This window comes from Kytococcus aerolatus, from assembly GCF_900187395.1.
GTDB classification, from domain to species: domain Bacteria; phylum Actinomycetota; class Actinomycetes; order Actinomycetales; family Dermatophilaceae; genus Kytococcus; species Kytococcus aerolatus.
On sequence record NZ_FYEZ01000001.1, the window covers coordinates 1293248 to 1314760 of the forward strand.

General features: G+C 72.3%; 15 protein-coding genes. 9 read left to right on the top strand and 6 right to left on the bottom strand.

The window, feature by feature from the left end; all coding sequences use genetic code 11:
• Positions 1–221: 221 nt before the first annotated feature.
• From CFT82_RS11520 to CFT82_RS06145, 3 genes are all read left to right on the top strand, one after another.
• Positions 222–1526 carry a hypothetical protein gene (locus CFT82_RS11520; protein WP_143469499.1) on the top strand — a complete coding sequence of 435 codons (1305 nt, stop codon included), beginning with the start codon at positions 222–224 and terminating at the stop codon, positions 1524–1526.
• Between the two features lie 154 nt (positions 1527–1680).
• Complete coding sequence (locus tag CFT82_RS06140) at positions 1681–2043, top strand: hypothetical protein (RefSeq protein ID WP_143469501.1); 363 nt, start codon at positions 1681–1683, stop codon at positions 2041–2043.
• Between the two features lie 109 nt (positions 2044–2152).
• Positions 2153–3232, top strand: coding sequence for a phosphatase PAP2 family protein (locus CFT82_RS06145; protein WP_159461874.1), 1080 nt, complete (start codon positions 2153–2155; stop codon positions 3230–3232).
• Positions 3233–3313: 81 nt separating this feature from the next.
• Here the strand turns inward: CFT82_RS06145 and CFT82_RS06150 are convergent, their stop codons facing one another.
• Positions 3314–4612: a M20/M25/M40 family metallo-hydrolase gene (locus CFT82_RS06150; protein WP_088818102.1), complete on the bottom strand. Its 1299-nt coding sequence runs from the start codon at positions 4610–4612 to the stop codon at positions 3314–3316.
• A gap of 275 nt (positions 4613–4887) precedes the next feature.
• The gene (locus CFT82_RS06155; RefSeq protein WP_088818103.1) at positions 4888–6156 is read right to left on the bottom strand and encodes a globin domain-containing protein; all 1269 of its coding nucleotides are present in this window, start codon (positions 6154–6156) and stop codon (positions 4888–4890) included.
• A gap of 105 nt (positions 6157–6261) precedes the next feature.
• On the opposite strand from CFT82_RS06155, the gene CFT82_RS06160 reads away from it, so the two are divergent.
• Positions 6262–8115: an NAD-dependent malic enzyme gene (locus tag CFT82_RS06160; protein ID WP_088818104.1), complete on the top strand. Its 1854-nt coding sequence runs from the start codon at positions 6262–6264 to the stop codon at positions 8113–8115.
• A gap of 69 nt (positions 8116–8184) precedes the next feature.
• Here CFT82_RS06160 and CFT82_RS06165 read toward each other — a convergent pair whose 3' ends face one another.
• Positions 8185–9795, bottom strand: coding sequence for a phosphodiester glycosidase family protein (locus CFT82_RS06165; RefSeq protein ID WP_088818105.1), 1611 nt, complete (start codon positions 9793–9795; stop codon positions 8185–8187).
• 155 nt (positions 9796–9950) lie between these two features.
• Here CFT82_RS06165 and CFT82_RS06170 point away from each other — a divergent pair, with 155 nt between their 5' ends.
• Complete coding sequence (locus tag CFT82_RS06170; protein WP_088818106.1) at positions 9951–13610, top strand: TM0106 family RecB-like putative nuclease; 3660 nt, start codon at positions 9951–9953, stop codon at positions 13608–13610.
• Between the two features lie 64 nt (positions 13611–13674).
• On the opposite strand, the gene CFT82_RS06175 is transcribed toward CFT82_RS06170, so the two are convergent.
• On the bottom strand, positions 13675–13989 hold the full coding sequence (locus CFT82_RS06175; RefSeq protein ID WP_143469503.1) for a DUF4190 domain-containing protein: 315 nt from the start codon (positions 13987–13989) through the stop codon (positions 13675–13677).
• Positions 13990–14086: 97 nt separating this feature from the next.
• On the opposite strand from CFT82_RS06175, the gene CFT82_RS06180 reads away from it, so the two are divergent.
• From CFT82_RS06180 to CFT82_RS06195, 4 genes are all read left to right on the top strand, one after another.
• Entirely contained in the window at positions 14087–15601 is a 1515-nt protein-coding gene (locus CFT82_RS06180) for a sugar porter family MFS transporter (RefSeq protein ID WP_088818108.1), read from the top strand.
• Positions 15602–15779: 178 nt separating this feature from the next.
• On the top strand, positions 15780–17060 hold the full coding sequence (locus CFT82_RS06185) for an NRAMP family divalent metal transporter (RefSeq protein WP_088818109.1): 1281 nt from the start codon (positions 15780–15782) through the stop codon (positions 17058–17060).
• Between the two features lie 102 nt (positions 17061–17162).
• Positions 17163–18299, top strand: a complete 1137-nt coding sequence (locus CFT82_RS06190) for an ABC transporter ATP-binding protein (protein WP_088818110.1) — start codon at positions 17163–17165, stop codon at positions 18297–18299.
• A 33-nt stretch (positions 18300–18332) separates the two neighbouring features.
• Positions 18333–19742 (top strand): amino acid permease, encoded by a 1410-nt coding sequence (locus CFT82_RS06195; protein WP_088818111.1) that lies wholly within the window; start codon positions 18333–18335, stop codon positions 19740–19742.
• A 57-nt stretch (positions 19743–19799) separates the two neighbouring features.
• On the opposite strand, the gene CFT82_RS06200 is transcribed toward CFT82_RS06195, so the two are convergent.
• Together CFT82_RS06200 and CFT82_RS06205 are read right to left on the bottom strand one after the other, a co-directional pair.
• A complete protein-coding gene (locus tag CFT82_RS06200) occupies positions 19800–20027 on the bottom strand; it encodes a sulfurtransferase TusA family protein (RefSeq protein WP_088818112.1) in 228 nt (75 codons plus the stop codon).
• 80 nt (positions 20028–20107) lie between these two features.
• Positions 20108–21199 (bottom strand): YeeE/YedE family protein, encoded by a 1092-nt coding sequence (locus tag CFT82_RS06205; protein WP_088818113.1) that lies wholly within the window; start codon positions 21197–21199, stop codon positions 20108–20110.
• Between the last annotated feature and the right edge of the window lie 314 nt (positions 21200–21513).

Genomic DNA, 21513 nt, shown 5'->3' on the forward strand with positions numbered 1-21513 from the left:
GCCATCCCGCCCCGCCCTTGGCAAACTGGGCACCTGACCACTGCGACTTGCCGGTTTTCCCCGCGTGTCGCGTCAATTTGGACACCTGACCACTGCGAGTTGCGGGGCCGGGCGCCTCGACACAAGACGGGCCATCCGTGCTAGGTCACGGTCTGATGACGGTTCTCCACCGCCGTTGCGCGGATCCCCCCACGTGATGCTGTTCCTACCGGCGGGGGCCGATGGGGACCTCGCACTTGTCGCAGGGAGCGACCATGCGCAACACCAGAAAGTGGATGTTGGCAGTTCCAGCAGCACTCACCCTCTCGGGGGTACCAATCCTTCAGACGGCGAGCGACTTGAACGCACAGACGAGCGCGGAGGGCACCTTTGTCACCGGGTCCGTGATCTCGGCTGACGGTTCGATTCCACAGGAGGCCACCGTCACGGTGAACATCTCTCCCACCCAGGAAGAGCTGATCCGGCAGGCAGAGGCCTTCACGGGTACACCCCTGGCCAGTCGTCCGATGGGCGTCGAAGGAATCCCGGTGAAGAAGGACGGAAGCTTCTCCGTCTCCTCCGCCGACATCACCACCACCCCGACCTCCAGCGGAGTGCACGATGTGACGGTCATCGCTATGGACCCCCAGGGTGGCGTGTCCACACATGTCACCTCGATGCGATGGGACGCGACCACGAAAGAACTCACCGCCGTCCCCATGAGTGACCCTCGTGAGGGGAATGCCTCTGTGAACGAGGAGACCGGTGAGGTCACCCGCACACCAGAAGCCACCGCCGCAGCTGCCGCAGCGAAGGCACCCGCCCCCGGGACGGCACGGATCTCTGGCGCTGCTGACCGCGACCATGCGCTGCACCTCGACATGCGACTGGACGGGGTCAAGCCCCAGCGCACCACCCCGGGGGACGCCCGCACCAACGCAGCCGGCTGTGGGCTGGAGCTGACCAGCACGTGGCGGGAACCCGCCATCATGGGTGAGGTGTGGTCCACCGCCTACGGTCACGAGACAACCGTCTCCCTGAAGAGCGGCTCCTCCAGCGAGACCGAGATCGCCGTCAAGGTCGGGGACGCCTGGAAGGGAGGCGGCACGGTGAACCGGGAACTCACCAGCACCTTCACCGCAGCACCCTCCGAAGGGCCCCAGCAAAAACTCATGAAGACCTGGTGGACCTACGGCCGGTACAACTACTGGAGCTGCAAGGAGGGCTACGTCATCACCCGCCAGGTGAAGGCCATCAACCGATACGGCGGCCACTGGAACACCAAGGGATCACTCCCCTCCGCATGGCACTGCGCCCGCTACCAGCCCGGTGATTCCGAATCCATCGATCGCAACCGTGCCACCCGGTGGTCCAACGGAGTGGACACCTCCGGCGCGATCGGCATCGACCTCGCCATCCGCAGCGGCCACTCCTCCACTCAGACCGTGAACACGGCCGTTAAGCGGTCCGACACCAACGGCCTGAGGCTGTGTGGACTGAACACCGGTCCCGCCTCCGATCCCAGGACGTGGGTCGTCCGTGGCTAAGCGAGCCCTCCCGGCAGTGGTCGCCCTGGGAGTCCTGCTCCTGGTGGCGGCCACCGTGTGGTGGGTCTGGCTCCGCCCCTCCACGAGCCTGGTGGCCCCGGAAGGTCGAGCCCAGACCTGCGGACCCGTAGGCCCCCCTCCGCAACATCTCAAGATGTTCGCCACACAGGTCATCACCAACAACGGCGACGAGGCTCTGACCGTCGACGAGGTCACCTTCCCCGGGGCCTCCGGCGCCACCGTGCGGGACTGGTTCCTCGTCCCCGAGAACTACCCCCTGGCTACCGAGGCGTCCCCGAACATCCCCCTGCCCCCCACCGGAAACACCCCCACCCTCGACCCCGGCCAGACCAAACGCGTCGCCGTCGTCCTGGAGGTCTCTGGTGCGAGCACCACCAGCGAGCACCTCACGATCGCGTACCACGAGGAGAACGGCCGCGAGGGCAGGCTCACGCCCCACCGCGAGCTCCTCCCGCTCCCCCACGGCCAGGACTGCGGGGACCTGCCCCTCGACTGACCGGGTGAGGGGCCCCGCCCTCACCCGGTCAGGCCACGCGGCCCCTCCGTGACGGGGCACGCCACCCCAAATGTTCACCTTCAGGACACTTTCCTGTCACCCTCTGCGGATGCAGACCGTCCACAAGCACCCGCACACGCTGGCGGCTGCGGTGGCCGTGCTCGCGTGCACGCTCGCCGTGGCCGGTTCCCGCCTCGAGGGAGTTCCCCTCCGCGACCCCGAGGGGTTCCTCGGGCCCGCCTACGTCCGCATGCCCCTGCTCACCCTGTTCTTCGTCGGGCTCGCCGTCCTGCTGACGGCCGCCGCCCGGTGCGGGTTCCGTCCACGGCGCCTCCCCGGAGCGGTCCGCTGGGTGGTCACCGAGGAGTGGGACCTCGGGCGGGTCCTGCACGTCATCACGGGCACCGTGGCCTTCTACGTCTGCTACGTGAGCTACCGCAACCTCAAGGGCCAGCTCCCCCTGGTCCGCCAGGACGTGCTCTACGACCAGCAGCTCCTGGACCTCGACCGGTCCCTCTTCCTGGGACACGAGCCGGCCGCCGTCCTGCACCAGGTGCTCGGCGTCGACCTCGCCGCACACGTCCTGTCGACGATCTACCTGCTGTACATGCCCCTGGTCCCGCTGACGGTGGCGATCTTCCTGGCCTGCGTCCGCGACCGGCGGGTGGGTGCCTGGTACTGCACCGCGATGAGCCTCAACTGGCCGCTGGGGGCGCTGAGCTACTACCTGCTCCCCGCCCTCGGCCCGGTCTACGCCTCCCCCACCCTGGACGCCGCCCTCCCGTACACCGGTGTGGAGCGCCTCCAGGACGCCCTGCTGGCCAACCGCCTCGAGTTCCTCGCCGCGCCGGACCTGGCGAGCAGCCTCAACGGTGTGGCCGCGTTCGCCTCGCTGCACGTCTCGGTCACCTTCGCCGCGGCGCTGATCATCCACCGCCTCGGTTACCACTGGCTCCTGCGCTGGGCGGCGTGGGCGTTCTTCGGCACCACCTTCCTGGCCACCCTGTACTTCGGGTGGCACTACCTGAGCGACAACCTGGCCGGCCTGGCGATCGGGTGGCTCTCCGTGGCCCTCGGCGCCCGCGCCACCGGAGTCCACGCCCGGCTGCGCACCCGGGGCGCCGATGCGGGGACGCGGGCCGAGGACACCCGCCCGGCTCTCCCGGAGCCCGTCGGCGTGGCCGCCTGAGCACTGCCTGCACCCCGCAGAACGCCGCGGGCCGCACCTCCTGGCGAGGTGCGGCCCGCGGCGTCGTGACGGGGTGTCGGCTCAGGCGCCGGTCTTGGCCATCTCACCCAGGAAGGCCAGCCCGAACTGGGCGAACTTCACCGAGTGGTCCGCGGTGCCGCCGGTGTTCTCCAGCGCGTCGCCGGTGGTGTGCAGCTGCGGGAAGAGCTCGGACTCCGAGACCATCGAGGCCGGGTAGCCGGCGGCCGTCCACGAAGCGTGGTCGGAGCAGCCGTAGCCGCACTCCATCGTGCCCAGGGTCATGCCCTTCGGCGCCAGGTAGGTGTCGAAGAGCTCGCTGTTGAAGCTGTTCAGCTCGGTGTTCGTGTTGTCCTGCATGAGCGCCATGTCGGTGCTGCCACCGTCGTAGTTCGTCATGTCCTGGTTCAGCACGCCCACCACGTTCTTGCCCTGCGCGGCATGGTCGCGGGCCATCGCGTCGGAGCCCACGAGGCCGACCTCCTCGGCGGCGTAGGCGGCGAAGACGACGGTGCGCTTCGGCTTCCACCCGTTGGCCAGCGCCACCTGGGCGACCTCGGTGACGGTCGCGGTGGCCGAGGCGTTGTCGTCGGCCCCCGGGGCCTGCATCGAGTCGCCGGAGCCGGTGTCGGAGATCGAGTCGTAGTGCGCCCCGATGACGACGATCTCGTCGGGGTTCTCGGTGCCCTGCACGGTCATGGTCACGTTCTGCTGGACGCCGCAGTCGCTGCCGCAGGACTCGTCGTAGGCCACGGTGACGTCCTCGCGCTCGCCGGCGATGGAGCTCCACGCGTCGTGCAGGTAGGCCGAGGCGGCCTTGCCGTGGCTGGAGGCGTAGTAGCGGTTCGGCCAGCTGGTGGAGAGGTCGGTGATCGTCTGGCGGATGCGGGACTCCTGCACCTCCTCCAGCCACGGGGAGACGGTCGCCTGGTTGTCGATGGCCGGGAGGGCCAGCTGCTGCTGCACGGCCTCGGCGCTGCGGTCGGAGGCGATGAAGGCCTCCGCCTCGGCGAGGGTGGCGAAGCTGCGGAAGCCCGGGGCGCGCTCACCGGCCACGGCGGAGTTCATCGCCGGGATGCGGTCGGCGGTGGTCTTGGAGATGACCAGCTCCTGGCCGCTGGCGTCCCGCACGGTGTCGACCCGGGCGGCGGCCGCGAAGTGGTCGTCGTGCTCGGCGGCGGAGGTCACCACGTACCGGGTGGACTCGTCCACGCCGCCGTGGGGGGCGGTGTAGTCGGCGACGGCCACGGTCTCCGGGCCGAAGGGCAGCGAGGCACCCGCCATCGGCGAGAGGGCCAGGCCGGTCAGGGAGAGGGCGGCCACCGGGGTGGCGAGGAGGGCACGGGCGGTCGGACGGCGCATGGGTCGGGCTCCTGGGAGGAGTCGGGATGGAGGGGGGAACCGCCGGGTGGGGCGGGCCGGCACGCAGCCGGCCTCGCCATCGTGGGAGTGCCGCCCCCGACCGGGCAACGGGTCCGGGCGATCCTGCACGGACTCCTGACCGCTCCTTGACCGACCGCTGGGGGCCTGCGGGGGCGGGCTCGACCCCTCCTGCGTCCCTCCCCCTGTCGCGCCGGACGCGCTCCCCCACGCTGCAGCGTGGGGGAGCGCGTCCGGCGCGGGTGTGTCCGTGCCGGTCAGGCGCCCTGCTGGGCCTCCTCGACCTGCGCGTCGAGGTGCTCCTCGGCACCGGACTCCGGGTCCTGCGCCCACAGGTCCGGGCCGAACACCTCGTAGGAGATGTTGCGGGCGTCCACACCCTTGTCCATCAGGGTCCGGCGCACGGCACGCATGAAGGGCAGCGGGCCGCACATGAAGACCTGGGCGTCGGTGGGCACGTCGATCTCGGCCAGGTCGATGCGGCCCTGGGCGGCGCCGCGCTCGGTGGCCTTCTCGTCGGCCTCCTCGTACCAGAGGCGGCTGGAGGCGTTCGCGAGCTGCTCGGCGGTGCCGGCCATCTCCTCGGCCAGGGCGTGCGAGGCAGCGCTGCGGTCGGCGTGCAGCAGCATCACCCGGCGCTCCGGGGTGTGCGCGGCCACGTCAGCGAGGATCGCAGCCATCGGGGTGATGCCGATGCCGGCCGAGGCGAGCACCAGCGGCGCGTCGGACTCCTCGAGCACCACGTCACCGGAGGGGGTGGAGACGTCCAGGATCGTGCCGGGCTGCGCGTTCTCGTGCAGGAAGGTGGAGACCTGCCCGTCCGGGGCGCCGTCGACGCCCTCCACCCGGCGGATGGTGAGACGGAAGTGGTCGGCGCCCTTCGGGCTGGAGATCGTGTACTGGCGCGGCTGGCGCTCGCCGTTGGGCAGGTCCACGGCGACGGCCACGTACTGGCCGGTGTGGTGCTCGGGCAGGTCGCCCTCCACCGGCTTGATCGTCAGCGAGAAGACCTCGTCGGTCTCGTCGGTGCGCTCGATCACCTCGTACTTGCGCCACGGCTCGTCCGGGTCGACCCCGGCCAGCGCGTACATCCTCGCCTCCTCGGCGATGAGCTGGGTGCCGAACAGCCAGTAGACCTCGTCCCACGCGGCGGCCACCTCGGGGGTGACGGCATCGCCCAGCACCGTGCCGACGGCCTCGAGCAGGTAGTGCCCGACGATCGTGTACTCGGTGGCCCTGATGCCCAGCGAGACGTGCTTGTGGGCGATGCGCTCCATCACCGGGGTGAAGTCCGGGGCGTCCGGGTCGATGAGCTGGACGGCGTAGGCCACCACGGAGGAGGCCAGCGCGACCGGCTGCTCGCCGACGGCCTGGTTGGCCTTGTTGAACACCCGCATCAGCTCGGGGTGGGCGGCGAACATGTTCGGGTAGAAGGTCTTGGTGATCTCCACCGCGTGCTCGGCGACGACGCCGGCGGTGGCGGCGACGATCTCGGCGGACTGGGGGCTGAGGGTTGCTTTGCGCATGACTCGACGGTAGTGCGGCAGGTCCGTTCGGCACAGCCGGAGCACCCGGATAGGTTGGAGTGACGAAGGCAACACGTGCCCCGAGAGAACCAGACGGAGAACCCCATGCCGCGCCAGTTCCAGTTCCACACCGAGGACGGTCACGAGACCGCGCAGATCGCTGTGAGGGGGCGACAGGTCCTCGCGCGGCCGATGCTCAACTACGGGTCCGCCTACACGATGGAGCAGCGCGACGCGCTGGGCCTGCGCGGCCTCATCCCGCCGGCGGTGAACACCATCGAGCAGCAGGTGGCCCGCTGCTACGGCCAGTTCAGCATGCAGCCGACCAACCTGGCCAAGTACGTCTACCTGAACTCGCTGCAGGACCTCAACGAGATCCTCTTCCACCGCCTCGTGGCCGAGCACCTCGAGGAGATGATGCCGATCATCTACACCCCCACCGTGGGTGAGGCGATCCAGGAGTTCTCCTCCACCTTCGACCGGCAGCGCGGCATGTACCTGTCCATCGACCACGACGTGGACGTCGAGGGCATCACCTCCGCCCTGGCCGCCTACGGCAACGGCCCGGACGACATCGACATCGTCGTGGTGACCGACTCCGAGGGCATCCTCGGCATCGGCGACCAGGGCGTCGGCGGCATCCGCATCGCCATCGGCAAGTCCGCCGTGTACACGACCGCCGCGGGCGTGCACCCGATGCGCGTGCTGCCGGTGGTGCTCGACGTGGGCACCGACAACCTGGCCCTGCTGCACGACCCGAACTACCTGGGCCTGCGTCACGAGCGCGTCCGCGGCGAGCGCTACGACCAGTTCATCGACGCCTTCGTCGAGGCCGTCAAGGAGCGCTTCCCGCACGCCCTGCTCCACTGGGAGGACTTCGGCGCCACGAACGCCCACCAGGTCCTCGAGCGCTACCGCGACGAGATCTGCACCTTCAACGACGACATCCAGGGCACCGCGGCCATCGTCGTGGCCTCCGTCCTGGCCGCCTGCCGCGCCAAGGAGGAGAAGCTCTCCGAGCAGCGCGTGGTCATCCACGGCGCGGGCACCGCCGGCATCGGCATCGCCGACCTGATGCGCGACATCATGATCAGCGAGGGGCTCTCCGAGGAGGAGGCCACCGCCCGCTTCTGGGGGCTGGGCTCCCGCGGCCTGATCCACACCGGCGGGAAGATGCGTCCCTTCCAGGAGCGCTACGCCCGCGACACCGCCGAGCTGGAGGAGTGGAAGGCCGACGACGACGGCAACTACTCGCTGGAGGAGACGGTGCGGCAGGCCAAGCCGACCGTCCTCATCGGCACCTCGGCGCAGGCCGGCGCCTTCCACGAGGAGCTGGTGCGGGAGATGGCGGAGCACACCGACCGGCCGATCATCCTGCCGCTGTCCAACCCCACCTCGAAGGCCGAGGCCGTGCCGGAGGACCTGTTGGAGTGGACCGACGGCAAGGCGCTCATCGCCACCGGTTCGCCGTTCAAGCCGGTGGTCCGCGACGACGCGACCTACTCGATCGCGCAGGCCAACAACGCGCTGGTCTTCCCGGGCATGGGCCTGGGGACCGTGGCCGTGCAGGCCACCCGCCTCACCGACGCGATGATCACCGCCGCCGCCCAGGCCGTGGCGGAGATGACCACCGTGGGCACCGAGGGCGCGGCGATCCTGCCCTCCATGAAGGACCTGCGCTCGGTCTCCGCGGCAGTGGCCGAGCGGGTGGCCGAGGCGGCCGCCGCCGAGGAGGGCGTGGCCCGACTCATCCTCGAGAACCCGCGCGAGGAGATCGAGAAGCTCATGTGGACCGCGGAGTACCCGGAGGTGCAGGTGGTCGACGAGATCGAGAAGCCCAGCCCCCGCCCCACCGATCCCGTGAGCAAGCCCGCCAGGGGCAGCATCGGCGTGCGCTCCATGGGCGACGACTCGCCGCTGAGCCGCTGGCGCCCGCGCTTCCCCGGCCGCAAGGGCTGAGGCCGACGGCCTGAGGGCGCTGGCCCCCTCCCGCACGCCGCGGGAGGGGGCCAGCGCCCTCAGGTCGTCTCAGCGGATAACGATCGCGTCTCCGACCGGGCGCTCACCGGCCTCGTCCGAGGGGGAGTTCACGACCTCACCGCCCACGACCATCGTCGTGGAGCCACCTCCATCGAGGTTGATCGCGGCGATCATCCCCAGCGCCCGAGCCACGGCGGCGGCCTCCGGCACGGAGACACCGAGCTCACCCGGCTGGCGTCCATCGATGGTCACCAGGTGCAGGCCGCCCTCGGCGTCGAGGCCAGCCACGGTGCGCGGGTTGCGCTGCAGGAACCAGCCGTAGGCGAACCCGGCGGAGTCGGGGTGGGCCATGCCGTCGGCGGCCTGCGTGACGTGCAGCTCACCACCCCGGACGAGCTCCGGCCCACCGTTCACCACCAGGGTCTGCGGATCGTCCAGGTCGTGCCCGTCCGCCAGCAGACGGACGTCGAGGCCAGCGTGGTCCCCGACCGCGAGGTCCGAGATCTCCGCAACCCGGTCCCCCGTGGCCTGCACGATCGTCTGCCCCTCCACGAGGTCACCACCCCGGTGCGGACGCACCGCGAGAACACGGCCCGTCTTCTGGGAGACGACGATCTCGTGCCCCTCGCCCTGCGGGGTGGTGGCGCCCCAGGCAGCGGTGAAGGCGACGATCTCGGCATCGTCCTCGCAGGTCACGTCGTGACGCGGATCCTCGGTCGGCTCGTCGCCCAGCCCACCGCAGTTCCGGATGGTGCCCGGCACGCGATTCAGGCCGTCCAGCTGGACGGTGCGGCCGTCGACCTGCAGGCTGCCGGTCCAGCGGGGGCGGACCACGGCTGCACGACGCAGCCGTCGGTCGAGCACCAGCACCGGGCGCTCCCCGACCGGCTCGCTGAGCAGGACACCGCGCTGGACGCTGGCACCAGCCGGGTCTCCCTCGGCGCCCGCCTCGGGGTCCATGACGAAGAAGCCACCGTTCACCGCAGCCACGGCGCCCTCGGCAGCGGCTAGTGCCGAGGTCGTCTCTCGGCGCTGCAGATCGGGACCGAAGGCCAGGCCGACACTGCCCCGGTAGGAGGCCGGGTCCACGCTGAGCACGCGGACGTTCCACGGGCCGGGCGCGTCGGTACCGCCGTCCCAGCCGGTGTTCCACACCCGCCCGGCGAATCCCTGTTCCACGGCGCGATCGAGCCAGGCGGTCGCCGCCTCCTCGGTGGAAAAGGTCTCGCGGGCTCGCACCCGGTGCCCGAGCAGGCCGTCCGGCACGTCCACGGCACCGGTCTGCTGCACGGGCTGCACCTCGGCCTCGAACCCGGCCGCCACGAGCGCGTCCACGAGTGCCCTCGCGTCACGCCGGGGGCGCACCGGCTGGGTGTCCTCGGGGTCACCTCCGGCAGTGGGGATGGCGAACTCGACCGCCCACCTCTGGTGAGCGCTGCGCTTGCCCCGGTGAATGGTCGTGAGGGCGACGCCAGGGGCGATCTGGGTGACCGTGCGCTGCTCGAGCAGGTCGGACGGGCCGAGAGGCAGGGGTTCCTCCCGGACCGGAGTCGTCTGGGAGGCAGCCACCACAGGGGCGACAGAGGCCAGCGCGACGGCGGGGGCGGTCCAGGCGGTGCCAGCGATCACAAGGCGGCGGGAGACGGGGTGGAGGGGCATTCGGATCTCCTGTGGGTGAGGGGTGCCCGGCAGCGGGCCGCCCGCCAACACACCACCACCGAGTGACCCCCGGGTGTCGCGCCGGCAAGGTTCCGGTGTCCGGCACCGGAACGCTGCGTGGCAGACCTGTCCCCGGTCACCTCTACGGTGAACCCATGTTCCTCCTCGACGACGGCTCGCTGGCCGTCAGCGCCCAGGACCTGCGGCTGGTCAGCGAGTGCGAGCTCGCCCTGCTCGACCGGCTGGACGTCACCCTGGGACGCACCCCGCGGCGCGCCGAGGAGGACCCGATGCTCGAGCGCCTCGCCGAGCTGGGTGACGCCCACGAGGCCCGTGAGCTGGAACGCCTGCAGACCGAGCACCCCGGCGGCGTCGTCATCGGGGAACGACCCCGCAGATTCGGGCTGGAGGGCTACCGGAAGGGCGCCACGTGGACGCTCAGGGCCTGCGCCGACCCCGCCACCCAGGTCGTCCACCAGGCGCCCGTGCTGCTCGAGGGCGGCGAGGGCCTGCTGCCGCTGGTGGGCATGGTCGACTTCCTCACCCGCACCCCCGCGGGCTGGCGGGTCGGCGACACCAAGCTCGCTGCCCGCTCGACCGTCGCCTCGATGCTGCAGGTGGCCGCCTACGCCGACGCCCTGGCCCGCGGCGGCCTGACCGTCGCCCCCGAGGTCGACCTGGTGCTGGGCACCGGGGCGGTGGAGTCCCACCCGCTGGGCCCGACCGTCGCGGTGATGCGGGACCGCTGGGCGCACCTCTCCCGCCTGCTGAGCGAGCACCGGGAGGCCGAGGGGCCGGTCCGGTGGGGCGCCGCGGGCGTGGCCGCCTGCGGGCGCTGCGAGGTGTGCGCCCCGCTGGCCGAGGCCGCCGACGACCTGCTCGGGGTGGCCCGCATGTCCCTGGCCCGTCGGAAGGTGCTGCACGAGGCCGGGATCCGCACGATGGCCGAGCTGGCCGGAAGCACCACGCCCCCGGCCGGGATGCGCGCCGCGGTCTTCGCCGAGCTGCGCGACCAGGCCGCCCTGCAGGTCCGAGCCCGCGCGGAGACCGCCCGCCGCCGGGAAGCCGACCCCGAGGCACCGCCGGTGGTCCTCTCCGAGGTGATCGACCCCGCCCCGCTGGAGGCCCTGCCCGCCCCCGGCCCGGGCGACGTGTTCTTCGACTTCGAGGGCGACCCGATGTGGCGGCCCCGTCCGAACGCACCCGCCGGGCTGGAGTACCTCTTCGGGGTGGAGGTGCTCACCGTCGACGCCGGGGAGGACGACGCCGCCTACGGCCCGCCGGACGCCGCGGGTGCCCGCTACCGCGCCTGGTGGGCCCACGACCGGGCCGGCGAGCGGCAGGCGCTGGGGGACTTCCTCAGCTGGCTGGCCGACCGCCGCGAGCGCCACCCGGGCCTGCACGTCTACCACTACGCCGCCTACGAGGTGACCGCCCTCAAGCGCCTCACCGCCGTGCACGGGTTCGGGGCGGAGCTGCTCGACCAGCTGCTCCGGGAGCACGTCTTCGTGGACCTCTACGGCACGGTGCGCGCCGGCATCCGCGTCTCGCAGGCGTCGTACTCCATCAAGAAGCTCGAGCCGCTCTACATGCCCGCCCGTGACGCCGAGGGCGTGACCGGTGGCGGCGACTCGATCGTGGAGTACCACCGATACTGCCAGGCCCGCGACGCCGGGGACGCGCCCCGGGCGGCCGGGCTGCTGGAGCGGATCCGGGCGTACAACGAGCTCGACTGCGAGTCGACCTGGCGGTTGCGGGACTGGCTGCTGGCCCAGCGCCACACCGCGGCCGGTGGCGACGCCCAGGACGACGGGCAGCGGGCGCCGGAGGAGGCATCCTCGGGCGGCACCCTCGTCGAGGCCCCGGCACCCCAGGCACCGGAACGCTGGGTGGAGGCCGAGCGGCTCGAGGCGGCGCTGCGCGCCCTGGACCTGCCCGAGCCCGGCGCCCGCACCGCCGCCGAGCAGGCCACCGCCATGGTCTCGGCCGCCCCGCAGTACTACCGGCGGGAGCACAAGCCCTTCTGGTGGGCGCACTTCGACCGGCTCGCGCTGCCGGTCGCGGAGTGGGCCCTCACCGGGGACGTCCTCGTCGTGGAGCGCGCCGCCTGGACCGACGACTGGGCCCGACCCACCCCGCGCTCGAACCCGCGCCGCACCCTTCGGACCGTCGTCGACACCGGGGGCCGACCCGTGGCACCGGGCACCACCCTCCACGCGGTGTTCGCCCACCCGCTGCCCGAGGGGCTGGAGGCGGAGCCCGGGCACCCGCACGCGCTGTGGCCCTCGGCCGCCACGGTGGTGGACTCCGGCCCGCACCCGGACTCCGGGCTGGAGCTCTGCACCCTGGAGCTTCCCTGCCCGCAGCCGCGTGGTGACAGGCCCGGCCTGCCGGAGACCGACGAGCTGCCCGTCGGCCTCGTCCCCACCCCGCCCCCGAGCACCGGACCGCTCGACGCCGCCCTGGCCGAGCTGGCCGAGGAGGTGCTGGGCGCCCACCCCGGGCTGCCGCCCGGCGCGGCCAGCGACCTGCTCACCCGCCGCACACCCCGTCTGCAGGGTGGCGGGGCTCTGCCCCGGGTCGGCGCCCCGGGGACCCCCACCCCGCTCGACGCCGTGACCACCGCCGTGCGCGCCCTGGACGACAGCTATGTCGCCGTGCAGGGCCCGCCCGGCACCGGGAAGACCTACCTGGGCTCCCGCGTGGTGCGCTCCCTGGTGCAGCAGGGCTGGAAGGTCGGCGTGGTGGCGCAGTCGCACGCCGCGGTGGAGAACTTCCTCGGCGCCTGCGTACGGGCCGGGGTGCCCGCCGAGCAGGTGGCCAAGGTGCCCCGCTCCGGCCGGTCCGCGGAGGACGCCGAGCCGACCTGGACGGCGCTGCAGGGCTCGCGGCAGCCGGCGGCGTGGATGGACGAGCAGTCCGAGGCCGGCCGCGGGTTCGTCGTCGGCGGCACCGCGTGGACCTTCAGCAAGGACGCCCTGGAGCCCGGCGGGCTCGACCTCCTGGTGGTGGACGAGGCCGGCCAGTTCTCCCTGGCGCCCCTGCTGGCCTGCAGCCGCGCCGCCCGGAACCTGCTGCTGCTCGGTGACCCGCAGCAGCTCCCGCAGGTCTCCCAGGGCATCCACCCCGAACCGCTGGACCGCTCCGCGCTGGGCTGGCTCATCGGCTCCGCGGCGGTCCTCCCGGCCGACCTGGGCTACTTCCTCGACACCACCTGGCGCATGCACCCCGCCCTCACCGAGCCGGTCTCCCGCCTCGCCTACGACGGCCGGCTGCGCTCCCACGAGGCGGTCACCACCGGCCGCACCGTCGAGGGGGTGGAACCCGGCGTGCACGAGGTGCTGGTGGACCACCGGGACCAGTCCGTCGCCTCCCCCGAGGAGGCCGCGGAGGTGGTGCGCCTCGTGGAGTCCCTGCGGGGCCGTGCCTTCCGGGACGGGGCAGGTGGCGGCACCGCCCGGCCGCTGGAGGCCTCGGACGTCCTCGTGGTGGCGCCCTACAACGCCCAGGTGAACCTGCTGCGACAGCGCCTCGACGCCGCCGGGCTGTCCGAGACCCCGGTGGGCACCGTCGACGCCTTCCAGGGCCAGGAGGCACCAGTGGTGATCGTCTCCATGACCGCCTCCGCACGGGACCGCGTCTCCCGCGGGCTGGCCTTCCTGCTCGACGTCCACCGGATGAACGTGGCCATCTCCCGCGGGCAGCTCGCCGCCTACGTGGTGCGCTCCCCCCGGCTCACCGACATCGCCCCGGCCAGCCCCCGGGACCTGCTGGCCCTCGGCGCCTTCCTGGAGCTCCTCGGCCGCGCCCGCTGAGCACCGACCGCACCGCCCACCCGCGTCCCACGGGACGCCGGGGCCCGTGGGGCACGGGAACCGGTCAGGCGCCGAACACGAGGAGGAGGAAGGGCAGCAGGAAGAGCGGGACGAAGATCGCCACCATGACGACCGTCAGGAGCGTGCCGACGATGCCCAGCGCCCAGCCCACCGTCACCAGGCCCTCGTTCCGGTAGCGCCCGGGCTGGCGGAGGATGTCGCGGCGCGCCCGCCCACCCATCCACCAGGCGATGATCCCCAGCGGCGGGAAGAGAACCAGGCTGAGGGCGCCCAGGACGAGCACCGCGATGCCGTCGGGGTGCTCCTCCTGCGGCCAGGCGGGAGGCTGCGGCGGGGTCCACTCCGACGAGGTGCTCATGGACCCACCGTAGCCCGACCCGTGACCCATACCACATCCGTGACCCGCCCGGCGGATCTGCCGCCCGGCGCCGCTCCCGGGACTCACACTGCGCGCCATGATTTCCGCAGACGCCGCACCCAGCGGCTCCTCCCCCTCCGGTGGCGCCGGAGCACCCGTGGTCCCCACCGACCGGGAGGCCAACTCCGGCTCCCAGGTCGTGATGCTCGCCCTGGTGGCCGCCCTCGGCGGCTTCCTCTTCGGCTACGACTCGGCCGTCATCAACGGTGGCGTGAACGCCATTGGCGAGCGCTTCGACCTCTCCCCGGGCATGCTCGGCTTCGTCGTCTCCTGCGCCCTGCTCGGTGCCATGGCCGGCGCCTGGTTCGCCGGCTCGCTGGCCGACCGCATCGGCCGCACCCGCGCGATGGTCGTCGCCGCCATCTTCTTCACCCTCTCGGCCATCGGCTCCTGGGCCACGGTCACCGCCTGGGATCTCGTCCTGTGGCGCGCCCTCGGCGGCGCCGGCATCGGCATGGCCTCGGTGCTCGCCCCGGCCTACATCGCCGAGATCTCCCCCTCGCAGGTCCGTGGGCGCCTCGGGTCGCTGCAGCAGCTGGCCATCGTCGTCGGCCTGTTCTCCGCCCTGCTCGTCGACGCCTGGCTGGCCGGTCTCGCCGGCGGAGCCGCACAGGACCTGTGGTTCGGCCTGGAGGCCTGGCGCTGGATGTTCCTCTCCGAGCTGCTCCCGGCCCTCGTCTACGGCGCCCTGGCACTGTCGATCCCCGAGTCCCCGCGCTTCATGGTGGCCCAGGGCAAGGAGGCCGAGGCCGCGCACCTGCTGCGCGACGTGGTCGGCCTGCGCGGCGAGGAGGTCGAGGCCAAGCTGGACGACATCCGCGCCACCATCAACACCGAGAAGCGGCAGACCCTCTCCGACCTCGCCGGCGCGGCCGCCGGGCTCAAGCCGATCGTGTGGATCGGCATCCTGCTCTCGGTCTTCCAGCAGTTCGTCGGCATCAACGTGATCTTCTACTTCGGCTCCACGCTGTGGCAGGCCGTCGGCTTCGGCGAGTCGCAGGCCCTGCTCATCAACGTCGGCACCTCGATCACCAACATCGTCGTGACGGTGGTGGCGATCCTCATCGTCGACCGGGTCGGCCGCCGCCCGATGCTGCTGGCCGGCTCGGCCGGCATGACCCTCTCCCTGGCCGCGATGGCCCTCGCCTTCTCCCACGCCACCGTGAGCGGCAGCGGCGCCGAGCAGTCGGTGAGCCTGCCCGACCCGTGGGGTCCGATCGCCCTGGCGGCGGCCAACCTGTTCATCGTGGCCTTCGGCATCACCTGGGGCCCGATCGTCTGGGTGCTGCTGGGCGAGATGTTCCCGAACAACATCCGCTCGGTCGCGCTCGGCGTGGCCGCCGCCGCCCAGTGGCTGGCGAACTTCGTGATCACCACGACCTTCCCGTGGCTTGCCGACGTGAGCCTCACCCTCGCCTACGGGCTGTACGCCGCGTTCTCCCTGCTCTCCCTGGTCTTCGTCTGGCGGTACGTCGGCGAGACCCGGGGCAAGGAGCTCGAGGAGATGGGCGACGGGGCCCACCAGCGGGTGGCCGCCCCGGTTCCCGCCTGAGGCACCCCACCCACCGGGCTCTCCACGCCCTCCCACCCCCACCGGGCCGTGACCTGCGCGCTGCGCGGGTCACGGCCCGGTCTCGATCCAGTCTCGATCCGGTCTCGATCCGGTCTCGATCCGGCCAACCACAGGCGGGTGGTTTCACAGCCGCCCGGCACCGTGGCAGCGTCCCGTCATGGCGACCGTGACGACTCCGCAAGCTCCCTCCCCCGAGGCCCCGGGCACCTGGGGCTCCCGACTGGCCGCGCTCGGCCCCGGACTGCTCATGGCCTCCGCGGCCATCGGCGGCTCCCACCTCGTGAGCTCCACGCAGGCCGGCGCCCTCTACCAGTGGCAGCTCATCGGGCTGGTGGTGCTGGCCAACGTCCTGAAGTACCCCTTCTTCCGCTTCGGCGCCCAGTACACGGTCGAGACCGGGCACAACCTCGTCGAGGGCTACGCGCGCCGGGGCCGCCCGCACGTGTGGGTCTTCTTCATCCTGTGCGCCGTCTCCTCGGTGATCTCGGCCGCCGGGGTGGGCATCCTGAGCGCCACCATCCTGAACTTCGCCCTGCCCTCGGGCTGGGTCCTGTCCATGCCGTGGACCGCCGGGCTGATGATGCTCAGTGTCTGGCTCATCCTCATGGCCGGCCGGTTCCCGGTCCTCGACGGGCTGACCAAGGTCATCGTCATCACGCTGACGGTCATCACCGTGCTCACCGTCGTCGTGGCCGTGTTCAAGGGCGCCCAGGGGGACCCCGCCGCGGTCCCGCCGAGCCCCTGGACCCTGGCCTCCCTGCCCTTCCTCGTCGCCCTGGTGGGCTGGATGCCGGCGCCCATCGAGATCTCCGCGCTGCAGTCCCTGTGGGTGGCGCGCAAGCAGCGGGACCACGAGTCGAGCGGCCGGGACGTCCTGTGGGACTTCAACGTCGGCTTCGCCGTGACCGCCCTGCTGGCCGTGCTCTTCGTCGTCCTGGGCTCCCTGGTGCAGTTCGGCACCGGCACGAAGATCGAGATGTCCGGTGGCGCCTACATCCCGCAGCTCATCACGATGTACACCAGCACCATGGGTGAGTGGTCGCGTCCGCTCATGGCCCTGCTGGCCTTCGTGGTCATGTACGGCACGGTCATCACCGTGGTGGACGGGTACGGCCGCGCCTGCGCCGAGGCCCTCCACCACATCCGCCGCAACCCCGGCAACGCCGGCCGCGGCGCGGTCATGGCCTGGAGCACCGGCATCGCGGCCGTGTCCCTGGCGATCATCCTGTGGTTCAACGCGCACATGGGTGAGCTGCTCCGCTTCGCGATGATGTCGGCCTTCGTGGCCGCCCCCGTGTTCGCCTGGCTGAACTTCCAGCTCGTCCGCCGGGAGGAGCACCTGCCCGGCTGGCTGCGCGGCCTCACCTGGGCCGGTGTGGTCTTCCTCAGCGCCTTCACGTTGCTCTTCCTGGCCACCGAGCTCGGCCTGGTCGGCTGACCGGGGGCGCGCGTAGGGTTCCCCGCACACCGGCCACCCGCCGGTGCCCCTTCTTTCCGACGGATCGTCCGGCACGTACCTGCCGGGGAAGAGAGCGCCCCCATGTCCCACGTCATCTTCGACGACGTCAGCTGTGTCTACCCGGGCCAGAGCCGGCCGGCCGTGAGCCACCTCGACCTGGAGATCGCCCCCGGCGAGTTCCTCGTCCTGGTCGGCCCCTCCGGCTGCGGCAAGTCCACCACCCTGCGCATGCTCGCCGGGCTGGAGCAGGTCACCGAGGGGCGCGTCCTCATCGGCGACCGCGACGTCACCCACGTCGAGCCGCGGGACCGCGACATCGCGATGGTCTTCCAGAACTACGCCCTCTACCCGCACATGTCCGTGCGGGAGAACATGGGCTTCGCCCTGAAGATCGCCAAGGTGCCCGCGGCCGAGCGCAACCGTCGCGTCGAGGAGGCCGCCCGGATCCTCGACCTGGAGCCCTACCTGGACCGCAAGCCGAAGGCCCTCTCCGGCGGCCAGCGCCAGCGCGTGGCCATGGGCCGCGCCATCGTCCGCTCCCCGCAGGTCTTCCTCATGGACGAGCCGCTCTCGAACCTCGACGCCAAGCTCCGCGTCCAGACCCGCACGCAGATCGCCTCCCTCACCCGCGAGCTCGGCGTGACCACCCTGTACGTCACGCACGACCAGGTCGAGGCGATGACGATGGGTGACCGCGTGGCCGTGCTCAAGGACGGGATCCTCATGCAGGTGGCCCCGCCCCGCGAGCTCTACGACCGCCCGCGCAACGTCTTCGTGGCGGGCTTCATCGGCTCCCCGTCCATGAACCTCCTCCAGGCCCCGGTGGCGAACGGTGCGGTGAAGTTCGGCCACACCGAGATCCCGCTCACCCGCGAGCAGGAGGCCGCCCTGACCACCGACTCGGTGACCGTCGGCATCCGCCCCGAGGACATGAACGCCGGTGGCGAGGGCCAGGGCGCCGAGGCGAGGGTGACCCTGGTGGAGTCCCTCGGAGCCGACGCCTACGTGCACGGCGTGCTCCAGGACCGCACCGGCCACCTCGAGACCGTGGTCACCGACGAGGACGACCACGAGGAGCTCACGGACACCACGATCGTCATGCGCGTCGACGGGCGCACGCCGCCCAGCGCCGGCGACACCGTGTGGATGGTCCCCGAGGTGCAGCACATGCACCTGTTCGACGGCGCCACCGGCGAGCGCCTCCCCGACCCCGCCTGACCCGACCCGCCCGCCCCCTCCCAGGAGACCCCTGTGCCCACTGCCTCCACGGCCCGGTCCGACTCCACGGACGCCCCTTCCGCCGGCCAGCACCTCGAGCGAGGCCTGTCCACCCGCCACATCACCTTCATCGCGCTCGGGACGGCCATCGGCACCGGCCTCTTCCTCGGCTCGGCCAGCGCCATCCAGGTGGCCGGCCCCGCGGTGCTCGTCGCCTTCGCCCTGGCCGGCTTCGCCATCTTCGTGGTGATGCGGGCGATGGGCGAGATGCTCCTGCGCCACCCCGACGCCACGAGCTTCGTGGACTTCACCGAGTCCTACCTCGGCCGGGTCATGGGCTTCGTGATGGGGTGGATGTTCGCCCTGGAGATGGCCCTGGTCGGGGTCGCCGACGTCACGGCCGTGCGCATCTACCTCGGCCACTGGTGGCCCGACGTGCCGGGCTGGATCTGGATGGCCCTCGTGATCGCCACCGTGCTCGTGCTCAACCTCGTGGCGGTGCGCTTCTTCGGCGAGACCGAGTTCTGGCTGACCCTGCTGAAGGTCGGCGCCATCGTGGCCATGATCGTGCTCGGCATCGGCCTGCTGATCTCCGGCGCGGGCCTGCCCGGCAGCGAGCCGAGCGTCTCCCACCTGTGGGAGCACGGCGGGTTCGCCCCGAACGGGCTGAGCGGCATCGTCCTCTCGCTGAGCATCGTGGCCTTCGCCTTCGGCGGCATCGAGACCCTCGGCATGACGGTGGCCGAGACCGACGACCCGGAGCGTGCCCTCCCCAAGGCCGTGAACACGCTGCCCTGGCGCATCGCCATCTTCTACCTGGGCTCCATCGGCGTGATGCTCTGCCTCGCCCCGTGGACCGGCATCACCGGGGAGAACTCGCCCTTCGTGCAGGTCCTGGACGCCGTGGGCCTGCCGGCCGCCGGGCACGTGCTCAACGCGGTGGTGATCATCGCCGCCTTCTCGGCGCTCAACGCGATCACCTACGCCACCGCCCGCACCCTGCTGGGCCTCGCCCGCCACGGCCGCGCCCCGCGGGTCCTGGGGCAGGTCCACCCCTCCGGCGTCCCGGTGCCGGCCGTGCTCGTGGTCGGCGCGGCCCTGGTCGTGGGGCTGGTGGCCAACATCGTCTGGCCCGGCATCATCTTCCTGGCCCTGGCCACGCTCGCCAGCTTTGCGACCGTCTTCGTGTGGCTGGTCATCCTCGCCGCGCACGCGGTGATGCGCTGGCGCGTGGCCCGGGGCGAGCTGGAGCCGGGGGCCTTCCCGGTGCCGCTGTGGCCGGGGCTGTCCCTCGTGGCCGCGGCGCTCCTGCTGGTGGTCTTCGGGGCGATGGGATGGAGCGCCGACACCCGACCGGCCCTCGTGGTGGGTCTCGTGGCGACGGTGGTGCTCACGGCCATCGGCTGGGTCTCCGTGCGGGCCCGGGAGCGCGCCGACGCCTGACGCAGGTGGCCGGGCCGCGGGGGGGTCCCCGCGGCCCGGCCACTCGGGCGGGGCTGGTCAGCCCTTGCGGACGGTGATGCTCCAGCTGGCGTCGCCGGTGCGGTCGAACTCGGTCACCTGGTGGCCGTGCTCGGCCGCCCAGAGCGGGAGCGACTCGGTGGCCTGCGTGCAGTCGAAGCCGATGACGAGCTCGTCGGCCGGCTCGAGCTGCTGCATGGCGCGGGTGGCCTCCTGCAGGGGGAAGGGGCAGACCTGCCCGGCGGTCTCGAGGGTGTAGCGGGCCATGGTGTTCCTCCTCGGTGGGGGTGGGCGGCCTCACGGGCGTGGGCCGCACGGACGACGGGGGCCGGAGGGCGGGGTGGGCCTCAGGCCGGGGTGAGGACCGGCGCGGGGCCGGCTGCGGCCGGGGACGCCTCGGGCACGGCCTCGTTGACCGACGCACGGCCCGCCACGGCCACCCGGGCGGCCAGGCCCGCGCCGAGCAGCATCGCGCCGGTGGCCACCCAGCCCTCCCAGCTGAGCTGGGCGGTCGCCACCATGCCGTGGCCGACGGTGCACCCACCGGCCAGGGCGGCACCCACTCCCATGAGTGCGCCGCCGACGATGGACCGCTGGACGGTGGAGGCGTCGGGCACCCGGACCCGGAACTCGCCGCTGGCACGGGCGGCCACGTACGAGCCGGCCAGGATGCCGAGCACCAGCAGCACGCTCCAGTCGACCATCGCCAGGTCACCGGTGGCCAGGAAGTTCACGGCCTTGGCGGAGGGCGTGGTGATGCCGAGGCTGCCGACCCGGCCCGTCGCCGCGCTGAGCGGCCAGGCCACGAGGGCGATGGCGGCGATCACCAGGGCGGTGGCGAAGGGGTGCCAGCGGGCCTCCAGGAGCACCCGGGCGAGGCCGGAGCGGCGCGGCGGGAGGGAGGCGACGGCGGGACGGGCGGCGTCGCGGCGCAGGTGGTGCACCACCGCGGCCCCGACGAGGACGGCCAGGGCCGCCACGACGGTCCAGGCGGGGACGCCCAGCGTCGCGTCGATCGTGGTCGCGCCCACCGTCTGCTCGCGGGCCCAGGTGGTGAGCGGGGCGAGCGGGCCGTACTTCATGGCCGCGGCGGTGAGGGCGTACAGCACGAGGGCGAACCAGCTGCCCACGAGGCCTTCCCCGGAGCGGTAGTAGGTGCCGGTGGCGCACCCGCCGGCGAGGATGATTCCGACACCGAAGACCAGGCCTCCGACGAGGGCGGCGCCCAGCGGCAGCGGGTCGACCTGCGGGGTGACGACCCCGGTGGTGGTGAGGACGAGCAGGCCCACGGCGTGGGCGGCGATGACGACTCCGAAGGCGGTGAGCCAGCGGGTCGAGCCGGTGAGCCAGACGTCACGGAAGGCCCCGGTGATGCAGAAGCGACCGCGCTGCAAGACGAAGCCCAGGGCGAGACCGACGGCGAGGCCGGTGAGGATCATGCGTTCTCCTGACGAGGGGGCGCGCACGCGTCGTGCCCCCGGAGAGGGGCGGCGCGGGCACGCGGGGTGGTGCGCCCCGGGGAGCCGGGGCAGGGGCGGTGCGGTGCGTCAGGTCACCGACAGGCGCTGGTGTGGGTGCGCATGAGGTCGACGTGGAGACGACGGACCAGGGGAGTGCGCGGGGTGGTGCGGTGGCGCGGCATCGTTCCTCCTGGTCTGCGTCTCGTGGCGTTGTGCCCGGCGAGGGGCACAGAACGATAACGCACCGTGAGGACCTGCGTCACGTCTGGTTTCTTCTCTCCCGTCGGGGTCGC

Bases quoted from the DNA above. Each gene is read 5' to 3' on its own strand.
- CFT82_RS11520 (WP_143469499.1), top strand. From the start codon at position 222: ATGGGGACCTCGCACTTGTCGCAGGGAGCGACCATGCGCAACACCAGA.
- CFT82_RS06140 (WP_143469501.1), top strand. From the start codon at position 1,681: ATGTTCGCCACACAGGTCATCACCAACAACGGCGACGAGGCTCTGACC.
- CFT82_RS06145 (WP_159461874.1), top strand. From the start codon at position 2,153: ATGCAGACCGTCCACAAGCACCCGCACACGCTGGCGGCTGCGGTGGCC.
- CFT82_RS06150 (WP_088818102.1), bottom strand. From the start codon at position 4,612: ATGCGCCGTCCGACCGCCCGTGCCCTCCTCGCCACCCCGGTGGCCGCC.
- CFT82_RS06155 (WP_088818103.1), bottom strand. From the start codon at position 6,156: ATGCGCAAAGCAACCCTCAGCCCCCAGTCCGCCGAGATCGTCGCCGCC.
- CFT82_RS06160 (WP_088818104.1), top strand. From the start codon at position 6,262: ATGCCGCGCCAGTTCCAGTTCCACACCGAGGACGGTCACGAGACCGCG.
- CFT82_RS06165 (WP_088818105.1), bottom strand. From the start codon at position 9,795: ATGCCCCTCCACCCCGTCTCCCGCCGCCTTGTGATCGCTGGCACCGCC.
- CFT82_RS06170 (WP_088818106.1), top strand. From the start codon at position 9,951: ATGTTCCTCCTCGACGACGGCTCGCTGGCCGTCAGCGCCCAGGACCTG.
- CFT82_RS06175 (WP_143469503.1), bottom strand. From the start codon at position 13,989: ATGAGCACCTCGTCGGAGTGGACCCCGCCGCAGCCTCCCGCCTGGCCG.
- CFT82_RS06180 (WP_088818108.1), top strand. From the start codon at position 14,087: ATGATTTCCGCAGACGCCGCACCCAGCGGCTCCTCCCCCTCCGGTGGC.
- CFT82_RS06185 (WP_088818109.1), top strand. From the start codon at position 15,780: ATGGCGACCGTGACGACTCCGCAAGCTCCCTCCCCCGAGGCCCCGGGC.
- CFT82_RS06190 (WP_088818110.1), top strand. From the start codon at position 17,163: ATGTCCCACGTCATCTTCGACGACGTCAGCTGTGTCTACCCGGGCCAG.
- CFT82_RS06200 (WP_088818112.1), bottom strand. From the start codon at position 20,027: ATGGCCCGCTACACCCTCGAGACCGCCGGGCAGGTCTGCCCCTTCCCC.
- CFT82_RS06205 (WP_088818113.1), bottom strand. From the start codon at position 21,199: ATGATCCTCACCGGCCTCGCCGTCGGTCTCGCCCTGGGCTTCGTCTTG.